The organism is Chryseobacterium sp. JM1, assembly GCF_000737715.1.
GTDB lineage: Bacteria > Bacteroidota > Bacteroidia > Flavobacteriales > Weeksellaceae > Chryseobacterium.
Window position 1 is genome coordinate 626,321 of record NZ_JPRN01000003.1, and the last position, 19,109, is coordinate 645,429.

The 19,109-nt window shown below is 39.0% G+C and carries 16 protein-coding genes; 8 read left to right on the top strand and 8 right to left on the bottom strand.

The genetic code is table 11. From position 1 onward, the window contains the following. Window positions 1–60 precede the first annotated feature (60 nt). Window positions 61–2,706: a multicopper oxidase domain-containing protein gene (locus IW22_RS07940; protein ID WP_034725498.1), complete on the top strand. Its 2,646-nt coding sequence runs from the start codon at window positions 61–63 to the stop codon at window positions 2,704–2,706. A gap of 209 nt (window positions 2,707–2,915) precedes the next feature. Here IW22_RS07940 and IW22_RS07945 read toward each other — a convergent pair whose 3' ends face one another. The 7 genes from IW22_RS07945 to IW22_RS07975 form a co-directional block, all read right to left on the bottom strand. Continuing rightward, window positions 2,916–4,955 (bottom strand): S9 family peptidase, encoded by a 2,040-nt coding sequence (locus tag IW22_RS07945; protein WP_051891161.1) that lies wholly within the window; start codon window positions 4,953–4,955, stop codon window positions 2,916–2,918. Between the two features lie 279 nt (window positions 4,956–5,234). After that, window positions 5,235–6,353 (bottom strand): FAD-dependent monooxygenase, encoded by a 1,119-nt coding sequence (locus IW22_RS07950; protein ID WP_034725499.1) that lies wholly within the window; start codon window positions 6,351–6,353, stop codon window positions 5,235–5,237. A 20-nt stretch (window positions 6,354–6,373) separates the two neighbouring features. Then, window positions 6,374–6,871, bottom strand: a complete 498-nt coding sequence (locus IW22_RS07955; RefSeq protein WP_051891148.1) for a GNAT family N-acetyltransferase — start codon at window positions 6,869–6,871, stop codon at window positions 6,374–6,376. Next, a complete protein-coding gene (locus tag IW22_RS07960) occupies window positions 6,871–7,470 on the bottom strand; it encodes a hypothetical protein (protein WP_034725500.1) in 600 nt (199 codons plus the stop codon). The genes IW22_RS07955 and IW22_RS07960 overlap by 1 nt, the downstream gene beginning before the upstream one ends. Window positions 7,471–7,580: 110 nt before the next feature. Continuing rightward, on the bottom strand, window positions 7,581–8,447 hold the full coding sequence (locus tag IW22_RS07965) for an RNA polymerase sigma factor RpoD/SigA (protein WP_002979276.1): 867 nt from the start codon (window positions 8,445–8,447) through the stop codon (window positions 7,581–7,583). 217 nt (window positions 8,448–8,664) lie between these two features. Beyond that, window positions 8,665–10,509 (bottom strand): chloride channel protein, encoded by a 1,845-nt coding sequence (locus tag IW22_RS07970; RefSeq protein ID WP_034725501.1) that lies wholly within the window; start codon window positions 10,507–10,509, stop codon window positions 8,665–8,667. 187 nt (window positions 10,510–10,696) lie between these two features. Beyond that, window positions 10,697–12,298, bottom strand: a complete 1,602-nt coding sequence (locus IW22_RS07975) for an AraC family transcriptional regulator (protein ID WP_034725502.1) — start codon at window positions 12,296–12,298, stop codon at window positions 10,697–10,699. A 541-nt stretch (window positions 12,299–12,839) separates the two neighbouring features. On the opposite strand from IW22_RS07975, the gene IW22_RS07980 reads away from it, so the two are divergent. The 7 genes from IW22_RS07980 to IW22_RS08010 all read left to right on the top strand — a co-directional run bounded on the left by IW22_RS07980 (window position 12,840) and on the right by IW22_RS08010 (window position 18,191). After that, window positions 12,840–13,274, top strand: coding sequence for a transposase (locus tag IW22_RS07980; protein ID WP_034725503.1), 435 nt, complete (start codon window positions 12,840–12,842; stop codon window positions 13,272–13,274). Between the two features lie 13 nt (window positions 13,275–13,287). Then, a complete protein-coding gene (locus IW22_RS07985) occupies window positions 13,288–13,608 on the top strand; it encodes a helix-turn-helix domain-containing protein (protein ID WP_034725505.1) in 321 nt (106 codons plus the stop codon). Between the two features lie 245 nt (window positions 13,609–13,853). After that, window positions 13,854–14,681, top strand: coding sequence for a hypothetical protein (locus tag IW22_RS07990; RefSeq protein ID WP_051891149.1), 828 nt, complete (start codon window positions 13,854–13,856; stop codon window positions 14,679–14,681). A 17-nt stretch (window positions 14,682–14,698) separates the two neighbouring features. Continuing rightward, a complete protein-coding gene (locus tag IW22_RS07995) occupies window positions 14,699–15,523 on the top strand; it encodes a hypothetical protein (RefSeq protein WP_034725506.1) in 825 nt (274 codons plus the stop codon). 10 nt (window positions 15,524–15,533) lie between these two features. Beyond that, a complete protein-coding gene (locus IW22_RS08000) occupies window positions 15,534–16,430 on the top strand; it encodes a hypothetical protein (protein ID WP_034725680.1) in 897 nt (298 codons plus the stop codon). A 184-nt stretch (window positions 16,431–16,614) separates the two neighbouring features. Next, entirely contained in the window at window positions 16,615–17,607 is a 993-nt protein-coding gene (locus IW22_RS08005) for an aldo/keto reductase (protein WP_034725508.1), read from the top strand. Between the two features lie 47 nt (window positions 17,608–17,654). Further along, the gene (locus tag IW22_RS08010) at window positions 17,655–18,191 is read left to right on the top strand and encodes a hypothetical protein (RefSeq protein ID WP_131401705.1); all 537 of its coding nucleotides are present in this window, start codon (window positions 17,655–17,657) and stop codon (window positions 18,189–18,191) included. Between the two features lie 87 nt (window positions 18,192–18,278). On the opposite strand, the gene IW22_RS08015 is transcribed toward IW22_RS08010, so the two are convergent. Next, on the bottom strand, window positions 18,279–19,082 hold the full coding sequence (locus IW22_RS08015; protein WP_034725510.1) for an SDR family oxidoreductase: 804 nt from the start codon (window positions 19,080–19,082) through the stop codon (window positions 18,279–18,281). Window positions 19,083–19,109: the final 27 nt, after the last annotated feature.

The following is a 19,109-nucleotide window of genomic DNA, read 5'->3' on the forward strand; positions in this document are numbered from 1 at the left end:
TTGCATAGCTTAAATTGTCATTGACTTTAAGCTGTGCAGCTTTAAAAAGTTCGGAATATTATGAAAAAAATCATCTTGTTTCTGATGCTTTTGTTCTCTGTTTTTACATTCGCACAAACAACGAAAACCTATTATACCTGCCCGATGCATGCCGAGGTCGTATCTTCAAAACCTGGAGACTGCCCGAAATGCCATATGACGCTGGTAAAGAAAACCGTTGTGATGAAACCGGAAGCTGTGGCGCAACCGGAGCAGAAAACAGTACAGAAGCAAAAGGAAAATAAAGCCAAGGTTGAGATTAAGGCTAAGACTAAGACTAAGACTAAGACTAAGGTAGAGGTTAATAGAAACTCAAAAAGTGAAACGAATCCTCAACCTGAGCCTGAATCTAAGCCTCAGTCTCAGACTAAAACAGAACCATCAGTATTTAAAAGAAATTCTGAAAACGGAAAAGTAACATTTGGTGGAAAGACAGTTCGATATGATCTGTATGTAAAAGATACGATTGTGAATTTCACCGGAAAAAACCGAAGAGCGATTGCCATCAACGGAAAACTGCAGGCTCCAACCTTATATTTTACAGAAGGAGATACCGCAGAGATCTATCTTCACAATATGTTGAAAGAAAATACAGGCCTTCACTGGCATGGCGTGATCCTTCCCAACGAGCAGGATGGTGTTCCTTACCTTACCACAAAGCCTATAACACCCGGTGAGACGCATTTATATAAGTTCAGAGTATCTCAAAACGGAACGTATTGGTATCATTCACATGAAGCATTACAGGAACAGATCGGAATGAATGGAATCCTGGTATTCAATAAAAGAGAAGGCGAGCCTAAAGTGTCTTATACAAAAGAAATTCCGGTATTACTTGGAGACTGGAGCGATGAAGATCCGATGCAGATCGCAAGAAGGCTTCACATGGCCAATACAGATTGGTATGCCATTAAAAAGAATGCGGTACAGAGTTATTGGGAAGCCATTAAATCCGGAAATTTCGGGACAAAGGCCCTGAATGAATGGAAAAGAATGGAAGCTATGGATGTGAGTGACGTTTATTATGATAAATTCCTCATCAACGGACTTCCAAGCACTGAGTATTCCAATCTGAAAGCCGGGGATAAAGTAAGGCTAAGAGTCGCCAACGGAGGTTCATCCACTTATTTCTGGCTGAATTATGGAGGCGGAAAAATAAAAGTAATCGGAAATGACGGAAATGACGTGGTTCCGGTGGAAGTAGACCGCCTGATTGTCGGGGTTTCCGAGACCTATGATATTGAAGTGACCATTCCTGAAAACAAAAGCTTTGAATTCCGTTCCACATCGGAAGACAGGGTAGGACACGCTTCACTTTGGCTCGGTTCCGGTGAAAAAGTGGAGGCTCCGAATTTGCCGAGATTATTGCTCTTTGAAGGAATGAAAATGATGAACGGCATGATGGAAATGAGCGGTAATATGAAGCCAATGAATATGACGATGGGTAACCAGATGATGGATATGAACGAAGTGATGTATCCTGAGCTTCCGGAAAGTCAGCGAAAAATGACGATGAAACATATGAATGAAATGATGGGGATTAAGACGAAGGAAGAAGACCATTCAAAGGTAGTTTCGGGACATGAAAATCATTCCGGGATGGATATGAAAGAAGAGAAAACGATCAAAAGACTGTCCTATAATATTTTAAAGTCTCCTGAAAAGACTATTCTTCCGGACGAAAATGTTAGGGAACTGAAATTTACGCTGGAAGGAAATATGAATCAATACCTGTGGACGCTGGATAATAAAACAGTTACAGAAACAGATAAGATTCTGGTGAAAAAAGGGGAGATCCTGAGAATTACGATGTACAATAATTCAATGATGCGCCACCCGATGCACCTTCACGGCCATGATTTCAGACTGATCAATTCAAAAGGAGAATATTCCCCGCTGAAAAATGTAGTTGATATCATGCCGATGGAAACCAACACCATTGAATTTGCCGCCAACCAGGATGGCGACTGGTTTTTCCACTGTCATATTTTATACCATATGATGGCCGGAATGGGAAGAATATTCAGCTATGAAAATTCAAAACCGAATCCACAGTTGCCGAACAGAAAACTTGCCTGGAAAAACTTCCTGAAGGATAATAAAATGATCAGCTCCATGGGAATGCTGGATATCGCAAGCAATAAGGTACATGCGGAAAGTATGACGATGTTCGGACCGAGATGGGCGAATCTGAACCAGTTTCACTCTAACTGGGATTTTGATCATTTTGAAGGAAACGTGAAAGTAGGAAGATTCTTAGGGAAATTCCAGTGGGCACTTCCTTACGCCGGTTTTAGAATTCAGAAAAACCATGAGATTATGGAACGGCAGATGACGGAAGATATGGGAATGAAATTCCGGGGCAAAAAGACCTGGTTCGGGCAGGAGAAGGCTTCAAAGAATCAATATGCCTTCATGGTCGGTGTGCAGTATCTTTTACCGATGCTGGTCACTGCTGATGCCAGTGTGGATCAGAACGGGAAAGTATTGTTGGAATTGAGCAGAGAAGATATTCCGATTTCCAGAAGGATCAGAGGGAACTTTACCCTGAATTCGGATGGAGAATTTTCAACAGGGTTGAGATATATTCTACAGAAATGGGTATCCGTATCCGGAAATTATGATAATGAAATGGGCTGGGGAGCCGGAATTACGTTAACCTACTAAAGAGAGGCTGCCTGATAAAGGCGGCCTTTTTTAGTTTTAAACACAAATAACACGAATCTTTTACACGAAAGGCACAAATACCTTAGCCGCAATAGTGTTATTTGTGAAATCATTAGCACCATTTGTGTTTAAAAACTAAAAACAAAAAGCCGGTTCATTTTAATCATGAACCGGCTTTGTTTATTGAGCCACTGAAATCAATTTCTATTTTATTTTGAAGCTGTCGGTGCGGCTTCTTTTGTTTTTTCAGCGGGTTTGTAGGTTACATTTTTGATATCAACCGTCATTTCTTTCAGACGTTTGGCTACCGCTTCCGGCATGTCTTTCTGATATCTTCCCCCGATGACTTCCGAAAGGAACTTTTCCGTTTCCGCATACATCGCCATATTATTAATCGGTTTTCTGAATCCGTGTCCTTCGTCATCTGCCAGGATATAATTTACTTTTTTCCCTTTATCACGAAGAGCGATCACAATTTGGTCAGCCTCAGCCTGTTTTACTCTTGGATCATTGGCTCCCTGAATAATCAATAAAGGTTTTACAATTTTATCTACGCTAAACAGTGGACTTGCTTCCTTAATCCGCTTCTTACCTTCTTCTGTCCTTGGATCGCCTACCATCCCGTATAAAGAGGCACGTGCAGCTTCCCAATACGCTGGAATAGATTCCATGAGTGTGAAAATATTACTTGGTCCCACGATGTCCACTCCTCCGGCATAAAGATCAGGCGTGAAAGCCAAACCTGCCAGTGTCGCATATCCACCGTAGCTTCCACCCATAATGACTACTTTATTTTTATCAGCAATACCGTTATCGATAAGGTATTTTACGCCCCAGGTAATATCATCCTGCATCAGTTTCCCCCATTGTAAGTCGCCGCCGTTTTGGAAGTTTTTACCGTAACCACCGCTTGGTCTGAAGTTGGGTTGCAGTACAGCATATCCTCTGTTGGCTAAAAACTGAACGGTTGAGTTGTATCCCCAATTATCTCTTGGTCCTTTTGGTCCTCCATGCACCAGAATCACTACCGGCAGGTTTTTCCCTGTTGATCCTGTAGGAATGGTAAGATATCCCGGAATTTCCAAGCCATCGCTGCTTTTATAAGTAACAGGAGTCATAGGAGCCAGATACTTTTCAACTTTTTTTAATTGGGGTCTTGGGGTATATTGAAATACGAGTTCTTTGGTCTTCGCATCGAAAAAGTAAGCTTCAGATGCGTATTTGTCACCCCACACGGAGATTAAAAATTTAGAATAATCTTTTGTAGAGCTTGAAAAATCAACTTCTCTTCCCGGGAATTTACTTTGCAGGAATTTATAGTTAGCTTCCCATGTTTTGTCTTTCCAGTATTTTTCAGTCTTATCTCCGGTATACGAAGTTGAAATCATTTTTCTTGTATTCCTGTCCATAGATAATCCTCCGAAATCCACTTTCCCTTTCGGATCACTTTCTACTTTCGTTGTTTGCATGTTTTTTGGATCCATGAGAAACAATGTGGATTTATCCAGATCACCCTTATCGGTTACTAAGTAGAATTTTGAATTATCTTCATTCCAGCTTGCGATATAAGCACTTTCCGTTACCAGTGTTTCATAGATAGGGGTCAGTTTATCGCCTTCTTTGTACAGAAATTGAGTGGTCCCTTTTTCGTCTGTTTTAGACAGTACTCTCAATTTTTCATCCCAATCAAAATCATATCCTGTGATACGGTCTTTATTTTCGTACATTTTTTTCAGCTCACCGGTAGAAATTTTCAAAGAATACAGATCATGCCATGCTTTATCTCTATTATTCAGTCCGATGATCATCAGATCAGGATCTTTTTTGCTGACCATTTGGATCTGGGCGGTGACTTCCTTAAGCGGTGTCAGATTTCTTGATTCAGGAACGCCTTTGGCCACATTTGCGGTAGGATCTACGGCAAAAATATTCATATTCTCGTCCCCGTTGTTGTCTTTTACATACAATATATACTTCCCATTTTCCGACCAGAAGTATCCGGCCAACGGACGTTTGCTGTCAGTCAAAGGGCGGGCTTTATCAAAAGGTTCGTCCACCTTTTTTACCCAGATATTCATGATCCCTTCATATTGTTTCATAAACGAGATCCATTTTCCATCCGGGCTCAGCTGGCCACCGGAAATTTCAGGATTTCCATAAAACAGTTCTCTGTCCAGCAATGGAACTTCCTGTGCGTGTGTGATCTGCAGTCCAATCATTAAAAGTAATAAATAAAAGATTTTTTTCATTTTCATTTTTTTGTATTTAAATGTATGAAAAAAAAGGGTTCATAATATATTTAGAAAAAGAATAGTTCAATAAGCTAAATTGCTGTAAATTATTAATTTAAGTCATTGTTTTATGTGTTTATTTCAATATAAGCAACAATGTTGCAATAATTTTTTTTAATCAATTATTTTAAAAATAGATCGTTTTATTATCTGTTTAACAGGGTTAGAAGGGTATAATTCTAAAAAATAAAAATAGAGTTATTAAAAAAACGAAGGTTTAACAATTATATTTAGACTTTACATTTCCAGCCGGATGATTTTTTCTGCCAGCTTTTGATGGGTACTTTCGGGAATTAACCGCATAAAAAAATTACGCAATGCATTTCCTTTTTCCCACTGCGAAATCTTTCCGATTTTCCAGCTTGTATCTACGATGTAATCTACTTTTTTCCTTCTGATCTTTTGGAATTCCCCAAAAACCTTGTTGAAATCCCGGCTGTTTTCCAGTAATTTCCCGATGATATAAGCATCTTCAATAGCCTGACAGGCGCCCTGACCCATATTGGGTGTGGTGGCGTGGGCAGCATCTCCGATCAGACACAGATGATCCGAATGCCAGGAAGGAATAGGAGACAGATCAGTAATGTCATTAAGGATCATATTTTCTTTTAATGTGGCATTCAGAATATGTAAAATCAGGGGATGAAATTCGCTGAAATTTTCCGCAAGCGAGAAGTACCGTTTATGTTTTCGTTCATTGACCAAAGCATACCAGTACACTTTTTTCTCAGAAATTTTCACAAAACCAAAACGTTTTCCTTTTCCCCACATTTCAATGGCTTCCTGGTTAAACTGTTCCGGCAAGTCGAATTCTACAAGTCCGCGCCAGCATTTTTGGCCTGCGTTTCTGATGCTTCCGGTTTGCAGAATCTGGTTCCGGATGTTGGATTTAATGCCGTCTGCACCAAAGACAATTTCGCTTTCTGTCTGAATTCCGTTTTCAAAATCTAAAATATAGTTTTCTTTTTTTTCTATTTTGCGTAAAGAATGATTGAGTTGAATCTTTTCATAGCCTATATTCTCAGCGAGGATTTTTTGTAATTCAGCCCTGTGAATCGCGACATTACAGGAACTGTATTTTTTTTCCAGTACAGCTATATTGGTTTTGGTGATCGGTTTTAAAGATTCATCTGTTATAGAAATTCCGTGAACTTTATTGCCGGCATTTTCAATTTTTTCTTTTAAACCTAGTTTGTCAAAGATCTGCATGGCATTGACGGCCATCATGATTCCGGCTCCTACAGGTTTTATTTCCGGGGCAGATTCATAAATGCTAAAGTCAAGCTGTTGCTGCTTCAGAATATTTCCCAGGGTCAGTCCGCCAATTCCGGCTCCTATGATTGAAATGCTGTTCATGAGAATCGGTTTTAATCTTGCTAAAAGGTTAAAATATAATTTTCAGATACTTTTTTAAATCCGTATTTATTGAAAAAATGATGAGCTCCGGTGTTATCAAGACCGCTTTCCAGCATCATAAAACTGATGTTCCAGTTTTTAGACTCTTCCACAGCTTTTTTCAGAAGTGTACTTCCAAGCGATTGCCCTCTCATAGATTGATCTAAAAGCATATCTTCCAGCACCGCATAGTTTTTAAACCCCTTGATCACATTGAAAACCAGCATTCCGATGATTTTCCCGTCCTCATTTTCAGCAACTAGAATACTTAATCGGGAGGTATGATCCGCATCAAAACCAGAATTAAACTGCGCTGTCAGTATGTTTTTAAGGTCAGGGTTCCAATGGTTTGAATCTAAGGCTCTTCCTGAAATAATCTCACCGTGGGAGATATAGGAATCTGTTTTGTGTGCGATGAAAAAATCAACCAGTTCTTCAGTTCGTGTAGTATCGTTAAGCCATTTTGTGGTGTAGTTCATTATTTTATTTCAATTTTTTTCAGTTCGTCAAGAAGTTGATTCTGTTTTTTGATAAAATTTTCCAGGCTATCCGTTTTCATAGGATGCGCATTCTGGTATTTTCCAATCTCAGGAAGAGTTTTTCTGATCTTAAAGGCGGTGTATAGATTATTGATATCATCACCGTTTTTATTCACTTTTGCGATCAGCTCTTTTACTTTGCTTATTTTCTGGTTGTAAGCTTCATCGTTTACTTTGATCTCTTTTTCCAGCTGCTGTTTTAGAAGAGAATCCTTAACAGTACTGGCTTGCAGATAAGCGTCAGCATAGAAAGATTCTGAGGTATGAAGTGTTGTTCCATAAATTTCCAGAACCTTTCCGTTTTCTTCAAACAAATGAGTCAATCTGTCGTCCAGAGCTTTTAGGTTTTTATCATTTTTCATCAGTTCGAAATAAATTTTATCGATCATATTATCCTTTCGGTAGCTTTTTAAAGAACCTGAAACGGATGATTCTGCGTTATCTACGGCATTTTCCACCACCGGAGTATTTCCGGGTTTGTTTTCTTTACAGGAAAGCATGGATAAAGCCAAAGCGGAAGCGAAAAGTATTTTTTTCATAATTTTTTTGATTTAGTGTTCCTTATTAGTTGAAGATAGTCTAAAAAATGTTACAAAAAAAAAACGGAGCCTGAAAACAGACTCCGCATACATTGTTTTTACGCTAAAAATTATTTACCCAGATAAGATTTCAGGATCTTGCTTCTGGTATTATGTTTTAGTCTCTTAATTGCTTTTTCTTTAATCTGACGTACTCTCTCTCTTGTAAGATCGAAAGTTTCACCGATTTCTTCTAAAGTCATCGGGTGTTTCCCGTTCAGTCCGAAGTATAATCTTACCAGATCAGCCTCTCTTGGAGTCAGGGTATTCAATGCTCTTTCGATCTCAATCTGAAGAGATTCAAGCATCAAATCCTTGTCCGGGCTCGGAGATTCTCCTGAACGCAATACATCATAAAGATTAGAATCTTCACCTTCTACTAAAGGTGCATCCATAGACAGGTGTCTTCCGGAGTTTTTCATAGATTCTTTAATATCTTCCTCGCTCATGTCAAGAACTTCAGCCAATTCTTCCGGAGAAGGTGGTCTTTCATTTTCCTGCTCAAGGTGAGCGTATGCCTTATTAATTTTGTTGATGGAGCCGATTTTATTCAACGGAAGCCTTACAATTCTAGATTGCTCAGCTAATGCCTGTAAAATTGACTGACGAATCCACCATACCGCATAAGAGATAAATTTGAAACCTCTAGTTTCATCGTACCTTTTTGCTGCTTTCATCAGTCCTAAGTTACCTTCATTAATCAAATCGGGTAAAGAAAGACCTTGATTTTGGTATTGTTTAGATACGGAAACTACGAAACGAAGGTTGGCTTTGATTAATTTCTCCAGTGCTGCTCTGTCGCCCGCACGTATTCTTTGTGCCAATTCTACTTCTTCGTCCGCAGTGATCAGTTCCACTTTACCAATTTCCTGCAAATACTTGTCTAATGAAGCAGTTTCCCTGTTGGTAACCTGCTTAGTGATTTTTAATTGTCTCATCTATTTTTATCCTCAAAAAAGAGTTACTATATATTATACGTATGAAGTGGTAAAAAGGTTACACCAGTTTTAATTATTTTTTAAATTATAGGTCGGGAAGTTCATTTTAGACAATAGACATCAGATACCAGATGTCAGACGTGGTCATATAAATTTAGATCCTGGGTTTGTAATTTTCAACCTTTACCTCTGCCTCAGCCTGAATCTTAACCTTACCTTACTCCGAATACTCTTTCAAAAGCTGTCTGTAGCTCATCAGGATAGAAGATTTTGAAATAAATCCTATAAAATCATTGTTTTCACTGGTTACAGGAAGATTCCACACGCCGGTATCATCAAAGATCTGGAGAATTTCCAAAGGCTGGTTGTCACGGTAAATAACTGCCGGAGGAGCTTTCATAATCTGAGATACAATTTGAAGGTTGTCAATTTCTTTGTTAAATAGATACGGCCTGATATCATCCAAAGTAAGAATTCCTTTCAGTTTTCCGGCCTCATCCGTTGCTGCGAAAATATTTTTGTTTCCGTTTTTTACCAGTTCAAATAATTCATTAACCGAAGCATTTTCATTGATCGTTTCTGAATATTTATCAATAAAGTCTTCCGTTCTTAAAGCAAAAAGGAGGTTCTTATCATGCTTGTTGGTGAATATTTTCCCCTGATCGGCCAGAGATTTTAACTCCGGAGAAATAGGAGAGAACCATTTGGCAATAAGATAAGAAATGATCGAAACAATCATTAACGGAATAAAAAGATCATATCCGAAACTGGATTCCGCGATAAGGAATATGGCTGTGAGTGGGGCGTACAGTACACCACTCATGGCTCCTGCCATTCCTACCAGCACAAGATTCGTTACCGGAACATCTGTAAAACCGATATGCTGACATACCAATGCAAACAAATATCCGACTGTACCTCCTGCAAAAAGCGATGGTGCAAAATTACCGCCATTCCCTCCGCTGAATATCGTAAAAGACGTTGCAAAAGCTTTTAAAAGGCATACCAGCACCAAAAATATAATAATAGTCCAGTTGCCGATCTCAAAATATCTGAAGAAACTGTTTCTGATAATAGAGTGGGTACTTCCGTTGGTAAATGCTTTTACCGTTTCATATCCTTCCCCGAATAATGGCGGAAAAAGAACACACAATAACGACAGCACCAGACCTCCGAACATCGCCTTACGCATTCTGGAAAGCTTCAGCCCTTTGATAAAATGTTCAACTTTTTGGGAAATGACCACAAAATAACGGGCATATAGTCCGGTTACAATACCCAGAATAAGATAGTAAGGAACATTTTTATAATTAAAGGCTTCTCTTGCATAAAATCTGAAAAGGATATCTTCCTGAAGCAGAACCCTTGACAAAAGACTTCCGCAGACCGCTGCTACCACCAAAGGAATAAAGTCTGTAAAAACTACACCCGTCAGAAGAATTTCAAAAGCAAACATAATTCCTGCAATCGGAGCATTGAATGCTGAAGCAATTCCCGCCGTAGCGCCTGCAGCCAATAAAAGTGTACGTTCTTTGTAACTGAGTCTGTAAGTTTGTGCATAATTGGAACCGATAGCCGCACCGGTAACTGCAATAGGACTTTCCAATCCGGCAGAACCTCCGAGACCAACGGTCACCGCACTCTGAATGACCTGCGAATACATTTTTACAGAAGCCACGATGCTTGAATTTTGGGCAATTTCATACAAAATAGCACCAATTCCTTTTCTGTCCTGACCTTTGAAAATAGTAATCACGATCGCTGTAGTCAGTACAATTCCCAAAAAAGGAAAGACAATATAAAACAGGATCTGATACTCAAAATGAATATGGGTAATAAAATTATGAATGGTATGCACAAGCGTTTTCAGGATCACTCCAGCCAAACCGGCAGTACAGCCCACAAGGATTCCGGAAAGCACCAGAAACTGATTTCTGCTGAGTCTGTTATTCAGCCAATGCAGGATCAGCTCGTAGCTGCGCGCCTTTTCCAGTCCGTACTCCTGAAAGTCTCGTTTAAATTTTAGAAAGCTTAAATACTTTTTTTTATTGTGAATTTTCACCTGGGAACCAATTTTAAAACCGTAATGGTTCTGTAAATTTATGAAATATCTTTATAAAAATTTTGGTTAAAACTGGCAGGAAACGACAATGTCTCTGCTTAATCAACTAATAAACAGGTTATTGCCTGATTTTAATTTTTTCTTCTTAATTTTTAACAAGTTTTGAATCAGTTAAAATCACAAGACATTAAGTTACCGGTTCCAGACTGTCTTTTCTCAGGTTGTTAATGAAATAGGAGGGACTTACTCCGGTTTCCTTTTTAAAGATCACTGCAAAAACCTCCCTTGAAGAAAATCCGCAGGCTTCCGCCAGATAACTGATCTTGTATTCCCTGTAAATTGGGTTTTCATAAAGTTTATTGGTGATATAACCGATCCGGAGACCATTGATGTAATTGTTGTAATTGTTTTCTTTGTACAGTTTAATGATTTCAGAAAGATATCTCGTGTTGGTATTCAAATCATTGGCCAGAGAAGTGAGACTCAGATCTTTCTTGATGAACTTTTGAGATTTTTCAAATTTTTCAAGCTTGGCCAAAATCATTTTCACGGTTTCATCGGTGATATTAATGCTTTTCTCTGAAGAAATTTCCTGCTGTATAGGTTCTTTAGGAGCTTGTTCATGGGCATTTTTCAGGTTTTGAATAACGGCAGCGTATCTGTCATGCAGTTTTTTCTGATTTCTCTTCCATAAAAGCAGTCCACCTACAAACAGAATCACGATACATCCAAGACTGAGCATCAAAATTTTCTGAATATCCCCGGAATGCGTTTTTCCCTGTTCATTCAGTATCTTTTTTACGGGCGTATTGATCGTCTTTTTTTCTTCGTTGACGAGGCTGTCATTAAGCTTGGTGTACAGGTTCATGTATTTTTTTGAAGCATCTTTTTGTCCCAGTTCCACATAGGATTTGAAATAAACCTCATAAATATCTCTTCGGATATAAGGAATCTTTATAGCTTTCTCCAGCTGCTCGGCCTTTTCTGCGTAATAGACGGCCTGACTGTATTTTTTCTGATCATGATATAACCAGGCATATTCGTTCAGGATGGTGACTTCGAGGTTTTTAGAGACGGGATATGTTTTATTCTGAGCGATCTCCAAAGCTTTTCCAAAATAATTTTCGGCATCTTTAATCCGGTTGGAAGCTACGCTGGTCATCCCCAAATTCATATGACACAGGGCGAGGAGATGGTATTTTCTGTCCATAAAATCTTTAGTGTTTCCCATATGAACAGCACTTTCCAAAGCTTTTTTCTGATAATAGATGACCGAATCCAACGGTGCATTTACATGAGCTGCATGCGATCCAATGCCCGTGTAGATTAAAGATTTCAAATAATTCTTTTTATCAGCAGACGTTATTTGTTCAGCAATTGTTAAAGCTTTTCTGAATTCTACGATACTTTCATTATTAAAGCCTAATTCTGTATAGGAATTGGCTCTTAAACGGTAAATATTAGCCAGCTTTGCATCATCTTTTGCTTCCAGGGCCTGTTTTTCTGCTTCTGTGCTTAGGTCGATTACTTTTTTGTGATTTCCGGCATCAAAATACCTGGCCATAAGAATGGTAATGCTTTCCAGCATTCCTTTTTTGTAGTCTGTTTTTTTGGAAATACGGTAGATCTCGTTCGCCAGTTTTATGGATTGAGCTGGATTGTTTTTAGCCAATTCTTCAGCCCGGATGATTTCTATGTCAACTTGTGAATTTGTAGGGAATTCAGAATTAAACTGAGCCTGAAAGAGCCCAAAGACCAAACAGAAGAGAAGTAAAACGGTGGTTTTCATTGTGTGCTTTTTGAAAGAGCAAATTAAGTACAATATTAATAATTTAAACCTAATATAAGTGTAATATATTCAGAATTAATTGTATTGATTAAAATTATTAATGAATTGATTGTAAATTATTTAAATCCAAATTTCAGATTATAAAACTTACTTGTTGGAAACTGCCTGAAAAGTCCACTTATTTCAGAAATATTCCTTCCCGATCCAGAAAATCTTTTTTAAATGGTGAGATTATATCTTTTGAAAAGCTTGCTGAATGATGGTGAGATATTCAGAATTTACTACATGACCTTCTTTTATATCTCCGGATAAACATATAATCTTGTAGCAGAATCTTATATGCTGTACTATATATCATATACAAAATCAGGCTGAAAATTCTAAAACACAATTATGAAAAGCAATAGAACGGTCAGGATTTCTAATCTCCTCAATTAGGGATTTTGTCCTATTGCTTTTCCTTTATCCAGTCTTCATTTTATTCAACTCAAAGAATAAAAACTTAATCCTCAAATATTTAAACACAAATAGTAGAAAAAATATGGATCTGAAAAATCTTAATATTGGATCAATGATCAAAAACAGAGTCGCTGAAAACGGCATAGGAATGAGCCGTATCTGTAAATTTTTAAACACGTCCGAAAATGAAGTCCTCACGATGTACCAGTCTTCATCTCTGGATACGGAATTGCTCCTGCGATGGGCCAAACTGCTGGAATATGACTTTTTCAGGCTTTATTCCCAACATCTGATTCTTTATTCTCCCCAATCTTCCATGGATTATGTCCAAAAAAGGAAATTGCCGGATTCACTTCCTGTTTTCCGGAAAAGCTTATACAACAAGGAAATTATTGAATTTATCCTGAACAAGATCAGAAAAGGAGAGATGACCAAATCGAAAGTGATGACTGAATATAAAATTCCCAAAAGTACACTCTACAAATGGCTGCATAAATACAACCTGATAGAAAAATAAAACACAGCATACGATGAAAAATATCCCCGATTACAAAAGAATTTATACAGATCTCGTCAACGAAAAGTATCCTGAAAAAAAGGAGGATTTTAAAATCATACTTTCCAAAAAGAATTTCTCCGTACTCGATGTTATCCAATGTAACAGTATTCTTGAGGACAGAGAAGATAAGAGCACATTTAATTTTAATCAGAAGCATCGTTCTTTTGATCAGCAGTCGATTCTGGAAATACTGGATTATCAGAAGAAGCACAACTGGAACAATTCTCAGCTGGCTCAACATTTTAAACTCAGCAGAAATACCATTGCAAAATGGAAGAAAAAATTTATATAAATTCCTTTAAAATAGTAGATTATAGCTTTTAATTAATGTGATTTTTTCTGAATATATAACACCTGATATTTCCGGTTCTCAAATAATTTATCAAATTTTGTATTCATGATATAATTTTAATTTTCAATTTTAAAAATAATTTCAAAAAGATTACTTTACTTTGCATTTTGGAATTCAACAGGTAATCAATCCTTTAAAAACCAGTAAATTCCATACAATAAGGACAAATAAAAAAACACAACACAATGAAAAAAAACCTGCTATCCCTGGCTCTGGTGATTTCGTGCTTTATGAGTGCACAGATAGGAATCAATACCAGTCATCCGCTGGGCCATGTGCATATAGACGGTGCAAAAGATAATGCAGCTTCGGCAACTCCCGAACAGATCAGCAACGACCTTATCATTACCAGCACAGGCTTTATAGGAGCTGGTGTTTCCAATCCCACTGTAAAACTCGATATGAGATCTGCAGGCCTGCAGAATGCTGTAGGACTGGGCTCCACAACAATGACAGCCAATGCTGCTGGCGCAGGAGCCGTAAGATATGAACCGACTCAGGCTAAAATTCAGGTATCGGATGGAAATGTCTGGGAAACAACATTGATCCTCCCTACCAAAGCGGTAGTCGTGGCAAGAATGACAAATCCGTTCTCAGTAGCCTACAATTCGGATGTGAATATTACCGGATGGGACGAAGTGAGAGATCTGTCCAACAGTTTTGATCCTTCCACAGGGATTTTCACTGCCCCACGAGCCGGAGTATATACATTTCTGATGACGTATAATTTTGTTTCCGGTTCGGTGGCTAATTCTTCTGAAGTTACCAGCCAGTTTTACAGCCCCTCTACAAGTACTATTCTGGCCCGTTCTTACAAGACATTTGCCCGCGCCAATGAAGATGCTCAGGTCGGGGGTTCTGCAGCGATCACGGTGAGCTTAAATGCCAATCAAACGGTACGTCCGCAACTTAACCAGAATATTACAGGATCTGGTACGAGAGCTTTAAGGGTGAATGCAGACTGGTCCAATCCGGATGCAGGTTTCAACAATCTGACTATTATCGAACATTAAAAAACACAAAAATAAAAATGAAGACTTTCTATAAAGGACTGATCTTTTTCCTTCCCTTCTTTATGCAGGCGCAAACCGGGGTATTCACGAAAGATCCTATGCAGATCTTTCACGTAGATGCAGCGAAAGACAACACCAGTGTACCACCTGCCGCACCACAGATATTAAATGATGTCGTAGTCACTTCTGACGGAAAATTGGGAGTAGGACTGTTAAACCCAATAACAAAAGTAGATGTCCGTTCTGCTGATCAGAAAGGAATTATCGGATTGGGGACAAGTACACAGATCGCTGCAGCTGCCGGTGGCGGGGCAATAAGATACAATACAGGAAATATTATTCAGTATTCCGATGGTGTTGCATGGCATAACCTTCCTATGACCTTACCTCCAAAAGCATTGGTGCTGGCCAATAAAAGCAGCACTCTTAGTTTGACCAATAATGCGACCACACAGGTTGATGGATGGTCTGTACTTACCGATGCTCAGTCTAATTTTACAGCGAGCTCAGGAACTTTTACAGCACCGAGAAATGGATTTTACATCGTTTCTTTTAACATTACACTGGCAGATGCGAATATTGCACAGAACTCCAGAATAGAAACCATCATTGAAAGCAATACAGCCACGAATAATATCCAGACCTATAGAAGTGTCAATTCATATCCGGCCTGGGATGTTTCTACGGTGAATAATATTGTAGGAGGCAACTGTACCGCTATTTTCAATCTGTCTGCGGGGAATACGATTCAGTTTAAAGTGTTCCACAATTTCGGAGGGAACAGAAGTATAAACACAGCCAACAGCGGTACCAATAACAGTATCAGCATTTACGAACTATAAACAAAGGATGATGAAATTAAATAAAAAAATGATGCTGTTCATAGGTCTTGGAGTTTTTTCCAGCACCGCATCAGCACAGATAGGTATCGGTATTAATAATCCCGGTTCAACCAATGCCGTTGAGATCAATGCAACTGAAAAAGTAGTGATTGACAAAACCGGAAAAATAGGTGTAGGCGTAGCTGTTCCCAAAACGGCTATTGACCTTAGAAACGGAATTAATGGTTCTATGGCGATAGGAATGACCAACCAAACCGCTGCTGAAGCCGGTGCGGGTGCTGTACGTTACAACCCGAATCCTGCCATCGGGGTTCAGGGATATATCGAATATTCGGACGGAATAGTCTGGGTTCCTATTTTACCTTATGGAAAGCCGAGAATTGTAGTGATGGCAGAAAAAACAAACAATAATTCCACGGTTTTTGAAACCGGTCTCTGGCCGATGGGAGATTATACAGATGGAATTCCCGGAAGATCTTCTGCTTATCTTACGTCATGGACCGAAAAACTGGATTCCGATTCCGGGCAGCCAAGAACGAATTTTAATCCTTCTACAGGAGAATTTATTGCTCCGAGAGCAGGGGTTTATTTTGTGACTTTTACTTTTGCGCTTGCACCAAGCCAGGTGAATACCAGTTTCGGACAAAACCAAACTGAAGCGATCTGGGAAGTAAGAAATCCTTCCAACGCAGTGATACAGAGAATTAAAACCAACAACGGTTACCCACAGGACACAGGAAATGCTCCCAATGCGGTGATCGTAGGATCGGCAAGTACGGCAAGTCTATATCTGAATGCAGGTGATAAACTAAGACCTTTTGTATGGATCAATGTGTCTTGGGATCCCGACAAACGTCCTCTCCTGAATACAGGTGGGTACAATGTTTTGACGATTGTTGAGCAGTAATTATCAAAATTTCATTGAATTTTAATCCTTCAATTTATTGATTCAATAAATAGGTTTAAATTACTATAAAACAGTAATTTAAACCTATTCGTTTAAAAGGTGGTTCTTATCCGTTTTTGTTTTTACGGACGAGCCCTGCACGATGTTTGCATCCTGTTTATGACCAACACTTAAATACAGTCATATGAAAACAGATGTTTTAACAGAAAAGCACAGATTAGGAATAGGCGGAGTTGCCATAGGAACAGCCTTCGAAAATATAAGTGATGAAGCATCACATCAGATTCTGCAGGCCGCATGGGAATTAGGTATCCGTTATTACGATACTTCTCCATGGTACGGTCTTACAAAAAGTGAAAGAAGATTCGGAGATTTTCTGAAAGATCACAACAGGGATGATTTTGTATTTTCAACCAAAGTAGGACGACTGTTCCACGAGGTTCCGGAGTCTGAAGTTCCGCCTACTATGTGGAAAAAGCCTTTGAATTATGATTTTAAACATGATTATACCGCAGATGCCATCAAAAGATCCATTGCAGACAGTTTACAGAGAACAGGACTGAATCATATAGATATTGTGTACATTCATGATCTGTCTGAAGATCAGGTGGGAGACCGTTATCCTTATTTTCTGAAACAGGCAAGAGAAGGAGCTTTCAGAGTGCTTTCCGAGCTGCGTGATCAGGGCATTATCAAAGCTTGGGGAATGGGAGTGAATAAAATCGAACCCATCTTAGACTGCATTGAATCTGCGGATCCTGATATCTGTCTTTCTGCTACCCAATATTCAATACTGGAACATGAAGATGCGGTTGACAGACTTCTTCCGGCTGTAAAAAAAGCAGGTGTCAAACTGGTTTCCGGAGCAGGGTATAACTCAGGGTATGTCACGGGAAGAGAAAGATACAACTACAAAGATGTAATTCCGAAAGGGATGGCTGAAAAACGGGTCAGAATAGCAGATATTGCTGAAAAATACAACACAGATATTGTTCATGCCGCCCTGCATTTTGTATTGGCTTCTGATGAATTTGCTTCCATAATACCCGGAGCAAGTACAACAGAACAGGTCAAAGATAATGTGAATGCTCTCCATGCCAATATTCCGGCTGACTTCTGGAATGAGCTGAAATCTGAAGGATTGATCTACGAAAAAGCTCAGGTTCCCAACCGTTAGCGTTAGATTATTTTTTATACATTTAATGATCTGTTAAACTAATGCTTATGATCCCGAAAATGTCTTTCAAGGTCTTACTGATCATTTCTGTAATGGTGCTTCTTCATTCCTGCAGCGATAAAAAGGCTGAAAACCTTCAATCCATTCTCGTTAAGAAAGAATCCCAGACATCCGGAATGCTGATCGGTGAAAAAGGATTTGAATCTGCGAAACTGGACTATCTGATCGCTCATGATTACACAAAAGCCCTGTATATCATTGATAAAGAGGAAGCTGAATTCAATAACATCATTAAAGACATTGAAAAAGTGGATACTGACGGTATTAAGAAAGGAAAAGAAGTGCAGCAGGCAGCGATCAGCTATTATAGTGTGCTGAAAGAACTTTTTATGTTTTCAAGAAAAGAAATTGAACAGGAAAAACTGATGCGCTACAGCAAGGATGAAAAAGTAATCCGTGCTTCACAGGACAGGATGCTTGAACTAGGTCGCGAAAAACAACAACTCTATCAGAAAGTGTTCAAAGCAGATGAAAAACTTTTTACCCTAAAGAGGCAATTTGAAGCTGAGAATAAATTGAAATAGTTTAATCAGGCTGGAAGAGGGAAGAAGGAGGATGGAAGTTTATCCATGTCAGGGTTGAAATCCTTGACATCGATTTTTTTACGAAACTCACACTACTTTCGCTTTACGCACAATTCTGGCCAGCAGACCTGGAAAGAATCTCTTCAGATAAGTTCCCATCACTTCCTGACCGCCAATAGCCGCCTGGTTTTTCTTTTTTTCTATTGCAGCAAGCATCTTTCCGGCAAAAACATCAGGTGGCATACCTTTTCCTGTAGCATCGTCCATTGTGCCCTGCAAAGAGCCATCACCAGTGACTGCATTAATGGAAATATTGGTCTGTATAAACCCCGGACAGATCAAAGTCACCAGAATTTTTTTGGTATATAATTCTGCACGCAACGCATCAAAAAAACCGTGAAGGGCATGTTTTGCAGCGGCATAACTGCTTCTCATCGGAGCTCCGAAAACTCCCATCAGGCTTGTTACCACAGCAATCTGACCACCATTATCCCTAATCATATAAGGAAGAACGGCTTTGGTAAGTGCTACAGTTCCTAAAAAATCAACATCCATCAGCCGTTTGTCTACTTCAATATCCGTTTCCATAGCGAGAGACCGTTGTGAAAGCCCAGCATTGTTGATCAGAATATCGATCTTTCCAAATGTCTCTATAGCTTCGGTTGCTATATCCGGCATCTTTTTATAGTCTTCCAGATCCAATGGCAGTATCGCAAAACGGGAAGCATCCAATCCTGCTTTTTTCGCAACGACATACAGTTGTTCTTTATTTCTTGAGGAAAGAATCAATTTCGCACTGCTTTTGGCAGCCAGTTCATTCACTAAAGCTTCTCCAATTCCTGATGAAGCGCCTGTAATCCAAACGACTTTATGATCAAAATATCTGCTCATTGTATGGGTATTTAAAATCTTGGTTCT